Annotated in this window: 20 protein-coding genes; 8 read left to right on the top strand and 12 right to left on the bottom strand. The window is 42.8% G+C overall.

Features of this window, described 5'->3' with window-relative positions:
* The first annotated feature begins 264 nt into the window (after positions 1-264).
* On the top strand, positions 265-1,032 hold the full coding sequence (gene cwlC, locus LWH95_RS05365; protein ID WP_133487375.1) for a sporulation-specific N-acetylmuramoyl-L-alanine amidase: 768 nt from the start codon (positions 265-267) through the stop codon (positions 1,030-1,032).
* 62 nt (positions 1,033-1,094) lie between these two features.
* Here cwlC and LWH95_RS05360 read toward each other — a convergent pair whose 3' ends face one another.
* From LWH95_RS05360 to LWH95_RS05320, 9 genes are all read right to left on the bottom strand, one after another.
* Positions 1,095-1,715: a hypothetical protein gene (locus LWH95_RS05360; RefSeq protein ID WP_232919105.1), complete on the bottom strand. Its 621-nt coding sequence runs from the start codon at positions 1,713-1,715 to the stop codon at positions 1,095-1,097.
* Positions 1,716-1,762: 47 nt separating this feature from the next.
* On the bottom strand, positions 1,763-2,752 hold the full coding sequence (gene nrdF / locus LWH95_RS05355; protein WP_014113879.1) for a class 1b ribonucleoside-diphosphate reductase subunit beta: 990 nt from the start codon (positions 2,750-2,752) through the stop codon (positions 1,763-1,765).
* 17 nt (positions 2,753-2,769) lie between these two features.
* Positions 2,770-4,872: a class 1b ribonucleoside-diphosphate reductase subunit alpha gene (gene nrdE, locus LWH95_RS05350; RefSeq protein WP_003238357.1), complete on the bottom strand. Its 2,103-nt coding sequence runs from the start codon at positions 4,870-4,872 to the stop codon at positions 2,770-2,772.
* Positions 4,832-5,224 (bottom strand): class Ib ribonucleoside-diphosphate reductase assembly flavoprotein NrdI, encoded by a 393-nt coding sequence (nrdI, locus tag LWH95_RS05345; RefSeq protein ID WP_003221104.1) that lies wholly within the window; start codon positions 5,222-5,224, stop codon positions 4,832-4,834. Before nrdI ends, nrdE begins: the two co-directional genes overlap by 41 nt.
* 243 nt (positions 5,225-5,467) lie before the next feature.
* The gene (locus LWH95_RS05340; RefSeq protein WP_003238362.1) at positions 5,468-5,698 is read right to left on the bottom strand and encodes a hypothetical protein; all 231 of its coding nucleotides are present in this window, start codon (positions 5,696-5,698) and stop codon (positions 5,468-5,470) included.
* 81 nt (positions 5,699-5,779) lie between these two features.
* Positions 5,780-6,052 carry a YmzC family protein gene (locus LWH95_RS05335; protein WP_019258471.1) on the bottom strand — a complete coding sequence of 91 codons (273 nt, stop codon included), beginning with the start codon at positions 6,050-6,052 and terminating at the stop codon, positions 5,780-5,782.
* 185 nt (positions 6,053-6,237) lie between these two features.
* On the bottom strand, positions 6,238-6,459 hold the full coding sequence (gene hfq / locus LWH95_RS05330; RefSeq protein ID WP_003221097.1) for an RNA chaperone Hfq: 222 nt from the start codon (positions 6,457-6,459) through the stop codon (positions 6,238-6,240).
* A 39-nt stretch (positions 6,460-6,498) separates the two neighbouring features.
* Positions 6,499-7,443 (bottom strand): tRNA (adenosine(37)-N6)-dimethylallyltransferase MiaA, encoded by a 945-nt coding sequence (gene miaA / locus LWH95_RS05325; RefSeq protein WP_060398666.1) that lies wholly within the window; start codon positions 7,441-7,443, stop codon positions 6,499-6,501.
* A 99-nt stretch (positions 7,444-7,542) separates the two neighbouring features.
* A complete protein-coding gene (locus LWH95_RS05320) occupies positions 7,543-7,956 on the bottom strand; it encodes a YmaF family protein (protein ID WP_232919104.1) in 414 nt (137 codons plus the stop codon).
* 89 nt (positions 7,957-8,045) lie between these two features.
* Between LWH95_RS05320 and LWH95_RS05315 the strand changes: the two genes are divergently transcribed.
* From LWH95_RS05315 to ebrB, 3 genes are all read left to right on the top strand, one after another.
* Positions 8,046-8,279, top strand: a complete 234-nt coding sequence (locus LWH95_RS05315) for a hypothetical protein (RefSeq protein ID WP_003238366.1) — start codon at positions 8,046-8,048, stop codon at positions 8,277-8,279.
* 141 nt (positions 8,280-8,420) lie between these two features.
* Positions 8,421-8,738, top strand: coding sequence for a multidrug efflux SMR transporter subunit EbrA (ebrA, locus tag LWH95_RS05310; RefSeq protein WP_019258469.1), 318 nt, complete (start codon positions 8,421-8,423; stop codon positions 8,736-8,738).
* A gap of 12 nt (positions 8,739-8,750) precedes the next feature.
* On the top strand, positions 8,751-9,104 hold the full coding sequence (gene ebrB / locus LWH95_RS05305) for a multidrug efflux SMR transporter subunit EbrB (RefSeq protein WP_232919103.1): 354 nt from the start codon (positions 8,751-8,753) through the stop codon (positions 9,102-9,104).
* A gap of 12 nt (positions 9,105-9,116) precedes the next feature.
* On the opposite strand, the gene LWH95_RS05300 is transcribed toward ebrB, so the two are convergent.
* The 3 genes from LWH95_RS05300 to LWH95_RS05290 all read right to left on the bottom strand — a co-directional run bounded on the left by LWH95_RS05300 (position 9,117) and on the right by LWH95_RS05290 (position 10,870).
* Positions 9,117-9,569 (bottom strand): OsmC family protein, encoded by a 453-nt coding sequence (locus LWH95_RS05300; protein ID WP_232919102.1) that lies wholly within the window; start codon positions 9,567-9,569, stop codon positions 9,117-9,119.
* Between the two features lie 74 nt (positions 9,570-9,643).
* Positions 9,644-10,351, bottom strand: coding sequence for a poly-gamma-glutamate hydrolase family protein (locus tag LWH95_RS05295; protein WP_003238370.1), 708 nt, complete (start codon positions 10,349-10,351; stop codon positions 9,644-9,646).
* A gap of 285 nt (positions 10,352-10,636) precedes the next feature.
* Positions 10,637-10,870: a hypothetical protein gene (locus tag LWH95_RS05290; RefSeq protein WP_003238371.1), complete on the bottom strand. Its 234-nt coding sequence runs from the start codon at positions 10,868-10,870 to the stop codon at positions 10,637-10,639.
* A 224-nt stretch (positions 10,871-11,094) separates the two neighbouring features.
* Here LWH95_RS05290 and aprX point away from each other — a divergent pair, with 224 nt between their 5' ends.
* The 4 genes from aprX (at position 11,095) to LWH95_RS05270 (ending at position 15,244) form a co-directional block, all read left to right on the top strand.
* Positions 11,095-12,423 carry a serine protease AprX gene (gene aprX, locus LWH95_RS05285; RefSeq protein WP_232919101.1) on the top strand — a complete coding sequence of 443 codons (1,329 nt, stop codon included), beginning with the start codon at positions 11,095-11,097 and terminating at the stop codon, positions 12,421-12,423.
* A 110-nt stretch (positions 12,424-12,533) separates the two neighbouring features.
* Positions 12,534-13,358 (top strand): MBL fold metallo-hydrolase, encoded by an 825-nt coding sequence (locus LWH95_RS05280; RefSeq protein WP_232919100.1) that lies wholly within the window; start codon positions 12,534-12,536, stop codon positions 13,356-13,358.
* Positions 13,359-13,436: 78 nt separating this feature from the next.
* The gene (locus LWH95_RS05275) at positions 13,437-13,793 is read left to right on the top strand and encodes a hypothetical protein (RefSeq protein WP_019258463.1); all 357 of its coding nucleotides are present in this window, start codon (positions 13,437-13,439) and stop codon (positions 13,791-13,793) included.
* A 233-nt stretch (positions 13,794-14,026) separates the two neighbouring features.
* A complete protein-coding gene (locus tag LWH95_RS05270; protein ID WP_232919099.1) occupies positions 14,027-15,244 on the top strand; it encodes a cytochrome P450 family protein in 1,218 nt (405 codons plus the stop codon).
* Positions 15,245-15,251 lie beyond the last annotated feature (7 nt).

The raw sequence follows: 15,251 nt of genomic DNA, 5'->3' as shown, positions 1-15,251 counted from the left end.
AATGCCTGCTCCAAAATTAGAACGCAAAGACTTAAAACGAGACGGAATCAGTGTAAATAAAGCCGAACCCATAATACCCGCAAACAAATGACATGTCTATATTTTTTATTCGAATGGAATCTGCTGTCGCTTCATGTTGAATTGTGCGCTTTCCCGAGAAATAATTTCCGCATGCGTAGAGGTTATTTCCTCATTTTTCAGACAGATGATACTCGTACAAGCAGAAGCCGTGTTTTTTCATATCCTGTAATGAGGTGATGAAGAATGGTTAAGATTTTTATTGATCCTGGCCATGGCGGGTCTGATCCAGGTGCAACAGGAAATGGCCTTCAAGAAAAAACGTTAACCCTGCAAATCGCTTTAGCTTTACGTACGATATTGACAAATGAGTATGAAGGAGTTTCTTTGCTGCTGAGCCGGACAAGCGACCAATATGTCAGCTTAAGTGACCGGACAAATGCCGCAAATAACTGGGGAGCAGATTTCTTTTTGTCCATTCACATTAATTCCGGGGGCGGCACAGGTTTTGAAAGCTATATTTACCCGGGTGTAGGAGCTCCAACAACAACTTACCAATCTGCAGTTCACTCTGCAGTGATACAAGCTGTCGACTTTGCCGACCGCGGCAAAAAAACAGCAAACTTCCACGTCCTAAGGGAGTCGGCAATGCCTGCCCTATTGACCGAGAACGGATTCATTGATACCGTTGCTGATGCAAATAAGCTTAAAACAAGCAGCTTTATTCAAAGCTTAGCGAGAGGCCATGCAAACGGGCTGGAGCAAGCCTTTAACCTTAAAAAAACATCCAGCTCAGGATTATATAAGGTTCAAATCGGCGCATTTAAAGTAAAAGCGAATGCGTACTCACTCGCTAGCAGTGCCGAAGCTAAAGGCTTTGACACGATTGTCGTTTTAAAGGACGGATTATACAAAGTGCAGATTGGCGCATTTTCGTCCAAAGACAATGCGGACGCTCTTGCTGCCAGAGCGGAGAATGCCGGCTTTGACGCAATTGTCATTCTAGAATCATAGTCTAGACGCGGACGAGCGTTTCATAAAAAACCCGGCTCCTCATCGCGAGAAACCGGGTTTTTTTATTCAAGAATATCAACAACAAATTGTGACCATGTTTCCAGACGGTTATAGATGTCGTCCTGTCTTAATTCTGAGACTTTCATCCATTTACCCTCAATTTGTTCTTTCTCCTTTACTTCCACTTCTGAGCCAGGCTTCAACTGTAGCGCAGAAAGAATACCGATATGCACTTTGCCGACACTGTTTTCATCATCATTGATGAGTCCAAGTGTGACAATCGCCTGTTTATCCTCTTCATGTATTTGCAGTTCTTCGTCAAGCTCCCGATCTGTGTTCAGCTTTAAGACTTCAGCAAATGTGGCTGCTCCTTCGATGGCGTTCATATGGCCTCCAAAGCCGAGAGAAAGCTTATTGTGCAGACGTGATTCTCCGCCGCCAGCCAGCCGCTCGTAAAGGAAAACTTCATCTTCGCGTTTAATGACGACATAGGGAATCGGCTGCTTGTAATGAGGATCTTCTTCTGCGTCTCCCCTTCTCATTTCACGATAGGCTACTTCGATCTGAGCCATGATTTCTGCTACTCTGCTATCTTCACTGTTCACGCCCTGAAAGGTTAAGCTCTCTTTCTTAAACACGTCGTCTCGCGGGGCGACCAAAATCATTTCGTCCATCTTTCCCATGGTTACTGCGTCCTCCTTATTTAACCTTCAAGCGAAAAGAGCAGATATTATATCTGCTCTTTTTCATCTCCAAAATAAAAGTCATCGTCTTTGAGCGGCTCAACTGTCGCTTTTTTATAACCGTTCCCCTTCATAGAGAAGAAGTCATGTGATTTTGTTTTTGTATTTAATCCGTTTAAAACGATCGGATTAATATCTTCCTCTTCAAAGTATGGATCAAATCCAAGGTTCATCAGCGCTTTATTGGCATTATAGCGGATGAATTTCTTTACATCGTGCGAGAGTCCGACCTGATCGTACAAGTCTTCTGTATACTCAAGCTCATTTTCATATAACTCATTCAGAAGGTCGATCGCAAATTCGCGAAGCTCTGCTTTTTTCTCTTCTGTCTGCTTATTATAGATTTCCTGAGCAAGGAGACCCACATAGACGCCGTGAATCGCTTCATCACGAAGGATCAGGTTGATGATTTCACCGCTTTGCATCAGTTTTCCTTGTCCGTAGAAATATAACGGATAATAGAAACCGCTGTAAAAGAGGAAGCTTTCAAGATAGACGGAAGCAACCATCGCTTTGAACAGTGAAATCTCGTCATCTTTTTGAATGGCTTTGTAAAGTCCGACGATGATTTGCGCTTTTTTCTGCAAATATTTATTTTGTTTAACCCATTCGAATACTTCATTAATCGTTTCAGTCGGTGCCAGGGTCATGAAAATATTAGAGTACGACTTCGCATGGACAGCGTTCTCCATCATTGCCATAAAGTTCAGCACCGCTTTCCGCTGATGACCGTCTACGTGTTCAGCCACGATTGGCATTCCCGTATTCCCCTGCTCTGTATCAAGAAGAGTAAGTCCAGCCAGTACCTTCATATAAGTGTCCTGCTCGTTTTTTCCGAGGTACTTCCAAGTGAGGAGATCGCCGTTTAAAGCAATCTCTTCCGGAAGCCAGAACTGTTTCACGTTTTGGTTATAGAACATTTGGGTAAAATCGTCTTCATGCTTTGACCAGTTTGCTGCGTCATAAATTTTCGTCACTATAAACTCTCCTTTAATCAAACAACACAAGAAAGGCAGCTGTCTTGCCCAGTATCTTTCGTTCTTGCATAGTAAATGGTTTTAATTCCTCTGTGATGTGCATACAGATCGATTCGGTTTAAATCACGAGTCGTCATTGTGTCTTTTAAGAACAATGTGAAGCTGATTCCCTGATCAATGTGCTGCTGGATAGTCGCGATCATATCTACAACCTTGAACATGTCCATATCGTAGGCTTCTTTATAGAAGAACCAGTTATTAGATGCAAGCCCAGGCATTGGGTAGTACGTTTTTGAGTTGCCGTATGTTCTTTCTTCAATCCGTTCCATAATCGGCATGACAGACGCCGTGCTTGATTGAACGTATGAGATAGAGCCTGTCGGCGCAATGCATAATCTGTAGCTGTGATACATGCCGTGTTCAGCCACAAATGCTTTTAGCTTTTCCCAGTCCTCTTTCGTCGGGATATGCATGCCTTCAAACAGGTTGGCGATTTTTTCGTATTTCGGTGAAAAATCAGTTGAAACGTATTTGTCGAAGTATTCACCTGTCGCATAGGTTGATCCTTCATATTGATCAAACGTTTCGCCCTTCTCTTTTGCGATTTCCGCAGAACGCTGGATGGAGTAGAAGTTCACCATCATAAAGAATGTGTTTGCAAAGTCACGCGCTTCTGGACTTTCATACGCAATGCCGTTTTGCGCAAGGTAGCCGTGAAGGTTCATAGCGCCGAGACCGATTGATTTCATCGCTTTGTTTGCCCGTCTTACAGCAGGCGCATTGCGGATATCAGTCGTTTCAGACACGTGTGTTAAAGAGTCTGTTGCAAGCTTAACTGTCTTTTCGATTGATTTGTGCTCCATGACGTTGAGAATGTTAAGCGAACCCAGGTTGCAGGAAATATCCAAACCGATTTCATCTTCTTCATCATAGTCTGTGTATGAAGAAACCTGAGATGCCTGCAGCACTTCAGAGCAAAGGTTAGAAAATTTCACCTTGGAAATATGGTTATTCGCATGCACTTTATTCACGTTATCTTGGAACATGATGTATGGATAGCCTGATTCAGAACGAAGCATCGCCAGTTTTTCAAGCAATTTCCGCGGGTTGATTTTTTCCTTTTTCACCCGAGGGTTGTCGACAAATTTGTCGTACATTTCGTTCATGTCCATCTCATCCATGTGCTGGCCGTACTCTTTATAAATCGTGTGCGGATAAAATACGTAAGCCGCTTTGTCCTCACGCGCAAGCTCAACGAACTTATCCGGAATGACAACACCGATAGAAAGCGTTTTGACGCGCACATCTTCATCGGCAGAAATCTTTTTCGTATCGAGAAAATCATTGATATCGCGGTGGAAAATGTTTAAGTACGCCGCGCCAGATCCCTGTCTTTGTCCCATTTGGTCAGCGTAACGGAACGCGTTATCAAGAAGCTTCATGACGCCTACAACACCTTTTGTGGCATTTTCAACATCTTTAATGGCTTCACCTTTCGCGCGAAGCTTGGACAGGTTAAGAGAAACCCCGCCGCCCAGTTTAGAAAGCTGCATGGAAATATCGATCGCTCTTGAAATATCGTTTAATGAATCATTGACCTCGAGCAAGAAGCAGCTCACCAGTTCACCGCGGCGTTTTCTGCCGGCGTTCAAAAATGTCGGTGTGCTCGGCTGGTATTCCTGATTGATCATCAGGCGCACATATTCTTTTGCTTTCTCAGTGTCGCCGTTTGCGAAGAACAGCGCGACAATTGAGATCCGGTCCTCATAACGCTCGAGGATTTTTTTCTTGTCATTCGTTTTCAAAGCATAGTCATTATAGAATTTAAACGCACTCATGAAGGAAGGAAAACGAAACTTCTTAGCGTAAGCTGTCTTAAACACTGCTTTAATGTCTTCAAAAGAATAAAGGCTTAAGAATTCCTCTTCGTAGTATTGGTTTTCAATCAAATAATCCAGCTTCTCTTTTAAATCGTGAAAGAAAACTGTGTTTTGATTGATATAATCTACAAAATAGCTATGTACAGCCTCTTTATCCTTATCAAACTGGAATTTTCCATCTTTTTGGATCATAATTTCGTTATTTAACTGGATCCATTTTGGCACTTGATTTTGTGACAACTCTTTCTACCTCCTGAGTAAACAATTCAACGTCTTTAGATGTGCCGCTGAGTTCAAATTTGTGCAAGATCGGCACCTGATATTGTCTTGAAATGGTATCGGCGCTTTTTGCAAAGTTATCGCCCCATACTTTATTGCCGCTCGCAGCGACTCCTAATAAGAGATGGGCGTATTTTTCGAGAAATGATTGTGTTGATGCCGGTACCTGACCGAAGTTTGTCGTGTAGGTGACCAAAACAAACGGAGTGTCCAGGTGGTCAATTTCGTCCACCTTGCGTATCTGCTGAAAGCCTATTTTGTTCACAAACCGCTGAACATTCCCTGTTTTTGAATCAAATATGATTTGTACCACGTTTTATCACGACCTATCAAAAAATATGAATCTCTCATCACTAACACTATATATAGTATACTACCCTCTAGCAAAAACACAATATATAGATTTGTTTTTATGAAAAATTCATATTTTGATCAAATCAGGCAAATGGGCAGACTCATAAGGGCCCAAAAAAGAGAGCAGAACGAGAATCATCTCTCGTCCTACTCAGGGTGTCGTTTTTAAGCCGATGTATATCATAACATGAAAAAAAACTGCTTAGTAGTCTAGATTTTTTTTTCTTAAGCTATCACAGCATTTTTCGCTCTCTACTGTTTCTTCTATTTCAACATCCGCACCGATCTCTTCTAAAACCGCCTTCAAAGCGCTGATGATTGACGCTTCTCTGATTAATTCTTTTCCGTTCACAATGATGCTTGTTCCGTATTCATAGCAAGAATCATCTTCGCAAATTTCTTCCCAATGATTCACGATCACTTTATGCTTCATTTTTTCACCCTCTGTTTGATCTGTGTCTGTATTTAGTTTAGCGGGTAGCATCCTCTTTGTAAAATCGGATGCTTGTGAATTTTATTCAAGCTCATCATCCGCGTATTCTTTCTTCAGCTTTACCTCATTGCGGGACTCATTATACTCATAAATTTTAATATAGCCGTCCTCCAGAACCCCAAAATGATTATGTTCAAGCGGAAACGAGGTTGGCTGAGGCGTATCATCATCTGAATTGCCGCTGTCTGTTTCAATGATGGTTTCTTGGTTCCCGCACGCCCCGAACAGCAAAAATACAGCTATCCACACAAGCACAATCCTGATTCGTCTCAGTTCTGCTTCACTTTCAAACAAGATCGCGTCACTCCCAGATTCAGATTTTTACATGATATTCGTTATAGCCTTACATATGTTGATCTCATAAAAAAAGACCGTGCCTTGGCATGGTCAGCTTACAGAACAACTTGGTTCATTTTAAAAATGGCTGCCGAGATTCCCCCGACAGCCTCCCCATGCGGTTGACATGGTATTTTTGTAATCTATTCGAGTTCAAGCTGGACGTTTTTTTGCGGCGCAAACGTTGAGATCGCATGTTTATATATAAGCTGCTGCTTCCCTTCCGATTCCAGCAATACGGTAAAGTTATCAAAGCCTTTCACTTGGCCACGCAACTGAAAGCCATTCAGCAAAAAAACAGTGACATACGTATTTTCTTTCCGGATTTGATTCAAAAACTGATCCTGAATATTAATCGGTTTCATGTTTCGTCCTCCTTGATTCTCTATATCATACAGTTTCGATTAAAGTTCGAGTTTTCCTGCTATATGTGTGAAAATTTCCTTTTTTTTCAGCTCCATATCAACGGGCGGTGTCATATCGAACCAGGCAACCTGCATTTTGTTGCGGAACCACGTCAGCTGGCGTTTCGCATACCGTCTTGAGTTCTGCTTTAGCTGATCGACAGCATCAGAAAGTGTCACAAAACCGTCAAAATATGCATATAGCTCCTTATAGCCTATCGCCTGTATCGACTGACAGTCTCTCACATTCCGGTCGTAGAGGCGTTTCACTTCCGGAAGAAGACCTGCCTCCATCATCATATCGACCCGCTGATTAATTCTAGCGTAAAGCGTGTCTCTGTCCATTGTCAGTCCGATTAACACAGCATTGTACAAGAGTTCTCGTTTTTGCTCCTTCAAATGCTGAGACATCGTTTTTCCAGACGTGTGTAAAATTTCCAGCGCGCGAATGACTCTTCTTGTATTATTCGGATGAATCGCAGCTGCTGCCTCAGGATCTGCCGCAGCAAGTTTTGCATGAAGAAAGTCAGCGCCTTCCCGCTCCGCAGCTATTTGCATGCTCTGTCGAAACGCAGGGTCGTTCGCCTCTTCCGTAAATGTATAATCGTACAGCACAGATTGTATATAAAGCCCTGTACCGCCGACAATCATCGGAAGCTTTCCTCTTTTGGCAATCTCGCTGATTTTGTTTCTCACTAAGCCTTGATAATCGGCGGTGGAGAAGGAATCTTGGGGATCTAAAATGTCAATCAGATGATGGGGCACTCCCTCCATCTCCTGTTCGGTGATTTTAGCTGTTCCAATATCCATCCCTTTATAAACCTGCATCGAATCTCCGCTGATAATTTCCGCGTTCAAGGATTTAGCTAGCTGAATACTTAAATTTGTTTTCCCCACTGCCGTCGGTCCGACTAAAATGACAACGGGCTGCTTCGTATTATTCAATATGTATCACTCTCTTTTATAAATCTCCCCCCATTATAGCATTCATCATGTACAACCACCTATCCATTTTGCCCTTTTTTTGCACCGGTAAACATCCTGCTACCAGCCGAGCGGCTCATTGCCGACGATTTCTCTCGTCCTTCCTTTCAGGGCATGCCGATGCGTTTTTCTTCCGTCATCTTTCGGATCATACACAACGCCTCCGTACCGGATCTCAATCGGTTCATTATAGGCCAGATACGTCGTTTCTTCGATTTCGTGATAATGAGTGCCGTCTGCTAAGGGAATCGCAGGGCCCGAGATTCCGTAATACCGGTGGAAATGACCGCTTTCAAAAGACGTAATCCCAGTAAAGTAGTGTGTATGCTGATCGGTATTCGATCCATTAGCCGGCTGAGTAAATCCTTCAATGAGATGATAATGTCCCTGTTCTCTCGTCGTTTTGACATGATAAGCATGTGCGTGAGGCGGTGCTTTTGACCAGTCAGACGGATACAGGCCCAATGTGATCACATCCCTTCTTTTTCATCAAACGCCCAATCAAATCTGGGTAGGCTGAATACACTGCATCATCTACAATTTATTACAGGAGGAAAGAAAAAATGAACGAGATAGAGAATTTCACTGCTGAAGATACAAGAATATTTGGAAGACCTTTTGGGTTTGGAAGACCTGGATTTGGCTACGGGTTTGGATTTGGCCGTCCATTCGGATTTTACGGGGGGCCTTTTTTCGGCGGCCTTGTAGGCGGGCTTGTAGGAAGCGCTTTATTTAATCCTTATTTCTATGGCGGATATCCCTATTATCCGTTTCCTCCATATCCTTATTACTATTAAACACAACAGACCTCTTAAAAAAGGGGTCTTTTTTATGTCAGTGAAAATGAATCTCTTGACTCATACTTAGGCATACACTAATATTTTTCTAGCTGAGATTTTTATGACCTAAAAACATATTTGAAGTGAGGAGAATTTACAATGTTAATAGGATACATATTCCTCACGATTGCCATATGCTCGGAATCGATAGGAGCGGCCATGCTGAAAGTGTCTGACGGCTTCAAAAAATGGAAGCCAAGCGCCTTGGTCGTGATTGGCTATTCCCTCGCCTTTTACATGCTGTCGCTCACCTTAAACCATATCCCCCTGAGTCTCTCATATGCGACATGGAGCGGTGTGGGCACGGTGCTGACGGCAGTGATCGGAGTGAAATGGTTCAAGGAAGAACTGAACGTGAAAGGACTAATTGGAATCCTTTTATTAATTTCAGGGGTTGTGTTACTTAACTGGCAGTAAGGAGTGATGATCATGAAAGGATTTCTTTATTTGGCTCTTGCCATTGTATCTGAGGTTTTCGGGAGCACGATGCTGAAGCTTTCAGAAGGATTTACACAAGCCTGGCCCATTATCGGAGTCATTGCCGGGTTTCTTTCTGCTTTTACCTTTCTAAGCTTTTCTTTAAAAACAATTGACTTATCAAGTGCGTATGCGACATGGTCGGGCATTGGAACGGCGCTTACAGCCATTGTCGGATTTTTGCTTTTTGGCGAAACCATCAGTTTAAAGGGAGTGTTCGGGCTCACGCTTGTCATTGCAGGCGTCGTCGTGTTAAATCAGTCAAAAGCCCCTGCTAAAGAAAAAAAACAGACGGCCTGTGAGTGACCGTCTGTTTTTTTATTCACCAGCCCGTTTTACAGTGGCCTCAAGCTGCAGCTCTACATTTCCTTGAACTGCGCGTGAAATCATGCATGACGACTCCGCCTTTTCACAAAGCTTGTGCGCCAATGCAATGTCTTCTTGTGAAGCATCATGTTTGAGCATGACGGAGGGACGGTGAATGATCTTTTTGTATGTAAAGACTCCTTTTGTGACGTCGACAATACCTTCTGACTCCATCTGCAAGTCTTCTTTTTCCAGCCCGCTTCTTTCCATCATCGCAGCAAGTGTAATAATGTAACAGGTCGCTGCCGCCCCGAGAAGCATTTCATCTGGGTTGGTCCCCTCTCCCGGTCCATCCATTTCTTTAGGAATAGAAATAGATGTGATGAGGTTTCCGCTTTCGATCGTACCGACGTCATTGCGGTTTCCCGGCCAGTTCGACTTTAAATAAAAATGATGATCTGCCATCGTATGTTTTGCCTCCTTTTATGATCCTATTTCAGTCTACTGATCTTCTCTTATTTTGTCTTCAGATCTGCTTGTTACGAATACTCTTTTTCAAGGACACTTTTGATCGCACGAACATAAGCATAAAATTCACTGTTCTTTGTGTATTTCCTATTTTTATAATAAAAATCATCGAAAAATGCTTCTCTCTGTTCGCGGCTGATTTCCAGCTGGATACTCAGCCCTGTTTCCCCTTGGTTGTTAATGTTTTCGGCACTCAATCCAGCGAGACCGCTTTTAGACGACGCTAGCTCAGCCGAAAATCCTCTTCTCTCAAGGGCTCTTACGATCATTTTCGCCCGCTTTCGGTCTGTGCCTCCAACAAGTGTATTCTTGTTCTCCCCTTTATATCCGTGAAAAGCCACAACATATTGGTGCTCCTTGATTTTCTTTGCAGCCAATGGCTCATCAAAGTTGGTGCTTGTAATGTGCAGCGTTTGGTTATCGTGTGACTTCAGCCCTTCAAACAGGTATGTAGAGTATTCATTATTGAAATACCGCACAAGCTCGCTTACTCCGCCTTCAATTCTTCCGCCGTGCGGAGACATAATTAAGACTTTGCTTCCCTTTTTTTCATTATAAGAAATATCATAATCGGCTGGGCTCTCATTCTCTGCCAAGCTGCTGAAATTTGAATATGTATCTGGCTGATCAGATGGTTCAGGTTCTAATGAGTAATGAACATATCTTAGGAATAAGACAATGGCTAAGACTAATATGACATTTAGTATAAATCTTCTCATGTTTAACTCCTTTCATAAGAATGGCACGGTTCATTATATGAGGTTTAGCCAATAGGTTTTATCTTACCATTGTATACACTATATCATCAGTGAAAAAGTTCCCGGTTTCAAAAAATCAATTGATTGTCACAGTTAATAGCGGTTCATTTCAAATATGAGTGAAAAAAGATTGAGAGGAAAGGCAAAAAAGGTAGGAACAACCTCACTTGGTAATTAAATGTATAGAGGTTTAAGGAGGGTTTTTCCAATTAACGGGCTGCCCGGTATACAGAAACGGACAGCCTGTTATCGTCCTGCAAAATAGAAATTTTGCTTATTTGTTCTCACAAAGTCACAGGAGAGAATAGAGTCTAACAAAAACGTTCTGATCTGTTGTTTCGAAAAACAAAAAGCTTTGATTTGCGTTTTGCTTTTCTGTCTTACAATAATCGTTCTTTTGCTTATCGTTCCGTCTTTCTTCATATATATAATGCTGATTGGCATTTGGCTTTCCAAAGACCGATGTAAGAAGAAATTCATCAAGCTGCACCCTTCCTGCCTGTTTAATATGACAACATTATAGTACGAACAAACGTTCTTTTTCAATGTCCAATGATTGCCACGACTTATGAATCTTTCGTATCTGATTCGAAAGGTTCATAAAAACCAACTCATGTCTGCCTCTTATAAAGGACAAACAAACTTACCAAACCTATCATCTGTTCATAGAGTATACAGAGAACCTTATAATAGGAGGAAAATACATGTTTGGGTACTCTATGGTACAAATGGTGAGAGCAAATGCTCATAAGCTAGATTGGCCGTTACGGGAAAGCGTCTTGCAGCTTTACAAGCCCTTCAAATGGACTCCTTGCTTCTTGCATCAATTTTTCGAAACCAAATTGAAAAACAGAAAAAAAATGTCAGTCATTATTGAATTTGAGGAAGGCTGTCATGAGGCTGGCTTCCAAACGGCTGGACAGGTGCTGCAAAAAGAAAAACGCAGCAAGCTAAAAAGCCGCTTCAACAAAATCAATTGCTGCAGCGCGGAGGTTACCCCTTCAGCGTTACATTCTCTTCTTTCTGAATGCGGCGATATCCGCAAAGTGTATTTAAACCGAGAAGTCAAAGCGCTTCTGGACACGGCAACCGAAGCAAGCCACGCGAAGGAAGTCGTTAGAAACGGGCAAACCCTGACAGGAAAAGGCGTTACCGTCGCTGTTGTCGATACAGGAATCTACCCGCACCCTGATTTAGAAGGCAGGATTGTCGGATTCGCGGACATGATCAATCAAAAAACCGAGCCTTATGATGATAATGGTCACGGCACACACTGTGCAGGTGATGTTGCAAGCAGCGGCGCGTCCTCTTCCGGCCAATACCGCGGACCTGCACCGGAAGCCAACCTAATCGGTGTGAAGGTGTTAAACAAGCAAGGTTCAGGAACGTTAGCGGATATTATTGAAGGTGTAGAGTGGTGTATTCAATACAATGAGGACAACCCGAATGAACCGATTGATATTATCAGTATGTCGCTCGGGGGCGATGCGCTTCGATATGATAATGAACTGGAAGACCCGTTAGTCAGAGCGGTTGAAGAAGCGTGGAACGCGGGGATTGTCGTCTGTGTCGCTGCCGGAAACTCAGGGCCTGATCCACAAACGATTGCAAGTCCGGGCGTGAGCGAAAAGGTGATTACAGTAGGTGCGCTTGACGATAACAATACCGCAAGCAGCGATGATGATACAGTCGCTTCCTTCTCAAGCCGCGGGCCGACAGTATACGGGAAAGAAAAGCCTGATATATTAGCGCCCGGTGTTAATATTATTTCCCTTCGCTCTCCGAATTCTTATATCGATAAGCTTCAAAAGTCAAGCCGTGTAGGATCTCAGTATTTTTCAATGTCAGGAACATCGATGGCAACGCCCATCTGTGCAGGAATTGCAGCTTTAATCCTTCAGCAAAATCCTGACCTTACACCGGATGAAGTGAAAGAGCTGTTGAAAAACGGCACGGACAAATGGAAAGGTGAAGATCCGAATGTTTACGGAGCGGGCGCTGTAAACGCAGAAAATTCCGTTCCCGGCCAATAGACAGCATCATAAAGCCGGCAAATCTCTCTCAGCAGAGTTGCCGGTTTTATGTTTTGAATTTTCATAATAATGGGATAAAATAATAGAAAATGGATGAAGGAAGTGGGGAAATGCCATATTATATCTGCAACACATGCGGTGTACAACATGCGCAGACTGTAAATCCGCCTAACTCATGTCTGATTTGCGATGAAGAAAGGCAGTATATTCATCCTGATGGACAATCTTGGACAACCCTTGAAGACATGCGTGAAAAAGGAAACCTTCAAAACATCCTCAAAAAGGAAGAAAAACATCTCTACAGCATCAAAACTGAACCAGAGTTTGCGATCGGACAGACAGCATTTCTTATCCAGCATAAGGGCTTCAATGTGCTGTGGGATTGCATTTCATATCTTGACCAAAAGACAATTAACCAAATTAACGAATTAGGAGGTATCAAAGCCATCGCTTTGTCTCATCCGCATTATTACTCTGCTCAGGTTGAGTGGGCTGAAGCGTTTCAGGCCCCGATCTATATCCATGAGGATGACAATGAATGGGTGGCAAGGCCGAGCAATCACATTCATTTCTGGTCAGGTGAAACTCTCAAGATGAAGCCGGGACTGGACCTCTACCGCCTGGGCGGACATTTTAAAGGCGGTGCTGTTCTCCATTGGAGCAAAGGCAATGAAGGGAAAGGCTGTCTATTGACCGGGGATATCATTACGGTTGCGGCGGATCGGAACTGGGTCAGCTTTATGTACAGCTATCCAAATCTCATTCCCCTTCCCGCCTCCAAAGTTGAAGAAATAGCGGCCAAAATGAAACCGCTTCAATTCAACCGGCTTTACAACGCTTTTTCTAAAGTTGTCAGAGAAAATGCCGGCGAAGCCGTCCAGCGTTCTGCCGTACGTTATATCAAGGCTCTGAACAGCGAATTGTTTCATACATAAGGGGTGAGGCGGTTCTTATGCGTGTAAAAGATGCAGTAATTGGGAATAGTATCGTGTAGATCAAAAGGAGGAATATTGATGGCATACACGAATACACAGCTATCTCAATGGCTGGAATCCAAAGTCGGCCAGACGCTTGATATTAGAAAAGGCGAATTGACCCATGATGAAGAGGTTTCAGATTTGGATCAGATTGTTCTCCACCTTCAAAAAGTGGGTATAAGAAGCACGAATCATCCTGATGACTATGTTGCAAAAGAAGAACTTGTTTTAGAAGGCGAAGGAACAACTTATACTGAGGATGGGGACGTACCGCTTCCGCAAAATGCCTATGAGATTCCTTTATTAGGTGATATTCATATTCACCAAGAAAACGAAGGATTGAAGGTTGTAACAGATCGTGCAGTATACACAATTGATGTTCAGCACAGCTGACAGTCACTCGAAGCAAAATAATATAGCTTAGCGCCTTTGAGCTTTCATTCAAAGGCGCTGCTTTACATGGACTCACTTTTTCATTTTTTTCGTTCTTCACCCTATTGAATGCCGCCTAAAATAGATATATAGTTTTAGAGACAGGATTAAGTTTCAAACAATTCCGTTTTTTACTACAACTTGTTTAACAGAATGAAATCATCTATTTACCCTATTAGGCGAGGAGAATGCACATGGAAAAATTGATGTTTCATCCGCACGGAAAAGAATTTCATCACGATCCTTTTTCAGTTTTGGGCCGATTTAGAGAGGAAGATCCCATTCACCGATTTGAATTAAAACGGTTCGGCGGCACATATCCGGCTTGGTTAATCACCCGTTACGATGATTGTATGGCCTTTCTAAAAGATAATCGAATTACAAGAGATGTTAAAAACGTGATGAGCCAAGAACAAATCAAAATGCTCAACGTCAGCGAGGATATCGATTTCGTATCCGATCATATGCTGGCAAAAGACACACCTGACCATACCCGCTTGAAATCACTTGTTCATCAAGCATTTACTCCACGCACCATTGAAAATCTGCGTGGCAGCATCGAACAAATTTCTGAACAGCTTTTAGATGAAATGGAAAATAAAAACAAAACGGATATCATGAAATCCTTCGCATCCCCTTTGCCTTTTATTGTTATATCTGAATTGATGGGAATTCCTAAAGAGGATCGGGCACAGTTTCAAATCTGGACCAATGCGATGGTTGATACCTCTGAAGGCAATAGAGAGCTGACAAATCAAGCCCTTCGTGAATTCAAAGACTATATCGCCAAGCTGATCCATGACAGAAGGATACAGCCAAAAGACGATTTAATCAGTAAACTTGTGCATGCTGAAGAAAACGGCAGCAAGTTAAGCGAAAAAGAACTTTATTCGATGCTGTTCTTGCTGGTCGTAGCGGGTCTTGAAACGACCGTTAACTTACTCGGATCAGGCACCCTTGCATTGCTTCAGCACAAAGAGGAATGTGAGAAGCTGAAGCAGCATCCTGAAATGATTGCTACTGCGGTTGAAGAATTGCTGCGCTACACCTCGCCTGTCGTGATGATGGCAAATCGGTGGGCCATCGAGGACTTTACATACAAGGGGCATTTAATCAAAAAAGGAGACATGATCTTTATAGGCATTGGATCTGCCAATCGCGATCCAAACTTTTTTGAGAACCCTGAAATTTTAAATATCAATCGGTCGCCGAACAGACATATTTCTTTCGGCTTTGGCATTCATTTCTGCTTAGGAGCGCCGCTTGCCAGGCTGGAAGGCCACGTTGCATTCAACGCACTTCTAAAGAGATTTCCAGATATTGAGCTCGCGGCAGCGCCTGATGAAATCCAATGGAGAAAAAATGTCTTTTTAAGAGGGTTAGAAAGTCTCCCTGTCTCACTTTCAAAATAACATATTC

Source organism: Bacillus sp. G16 (assembly GCF_021282335.1).
In the GTDB taxonomy this organism is placed as follows: domain Bacteria; phylum Bacillota; class Bacilli; order Bacillales; family Bacillaceae; genus Bacillus; species Bacillus inaquosorum.
The sequence above is the reverse complement of the archived record's forward strand: the minus strand, read 5'-3'. Positions and strand labels throughout refer to the sequence as shown.

Coding starts and splice junctions, on each gene's coding strand:
- cwlC (WP_133487375.1), top strand. CDS start 265: ATGGTTAAGATTTTTATTGATCCTGGCCATGGCGGGTCTGATCCAGGT.
- LWH95_RS05360 (WP_232919105.1), bottom strand. CDS start 1,715: ATGGGAAAGATGGACGAAATGATTTTGGTCGCCCCGCGAGACGACGTG.
- LWH95_RS05340 (WP_003238362.1), bottom strand. CDS start 5,698: ATGAAGCATAAAGTGATCGTGAATCATTGGGAAGAAATTTGCGAAGAT.
- hfq (WP_003221097.1), bottom strand. CDS start 6,459: ATGAAACCGATTAATATTCAGGATCAGTTTTTGAATCAAATCCGGAAA.
- LWH95_RS05315 (WP_003238366.1), top strand. CDS start 8,046: ATGAACGAGATAGAGAATTTCACTGCTGAAGATACAAGAATATTTGGA.
- ebrA (WP_019258469.1), top strand. CDS start 8,421: ATGTTAATAGGATACATATTCCTCACGATTGCCATATGCTCGGAATCG.
- ebrB (WP_232919103.1), top strand. CDS start 8,751: ATGAAAGGATTTCTTTATTTGGCTCTTGCCATTGTATCTGAGGTTTTC.
- LWH95_RS05300 (WP_232919102.1), bottom strand. CDS start 9,569: ATGGCAGATCATCATTTTTATTTAAAGTCGAACTGGCCGGGAAACCGC.
- LWH95_RS05295 (WP_003238370.1), bottom strand. CDS start 10,351: ATGAGAAGATTTATACTAAATGTCATATTAGTCTTAGCCATTGTCTTA.
- LWH95_RS05290 (WP_003238371.1), bottom strand. CDS start 10,870: ATGAATTTCTTCTTACATCGGTCTTTGGAAAGCCAAATGCCAATCAGC.
- aprX (WP_232919101.1), top strand. CDS start 11,095: ATGTTTGGGTACTCTATGGTACAAATGGTGAGAGCAAATGCTCATAAG.
- LWH95_RS05280 (WP_232919100.1), top strand. CDS start 12,534: ATGCCATATTATATCTGCAACACATGCGGTGTACAACATGCGCAGACT.
- LWH95_RS05275 (WP_019258463.1), top strand. CDS start 13,437: ATGGCATACACGAATACACAGCTATCTCAATGGCTGGAATCCAAAGTC.
- LWH95_RS05270 (WP_232919099.1), top strand. CDS start 14,027: ATGGAAAAATTGATGTTTCATCCGCACGGAAAAGAATTTCATCACGAT.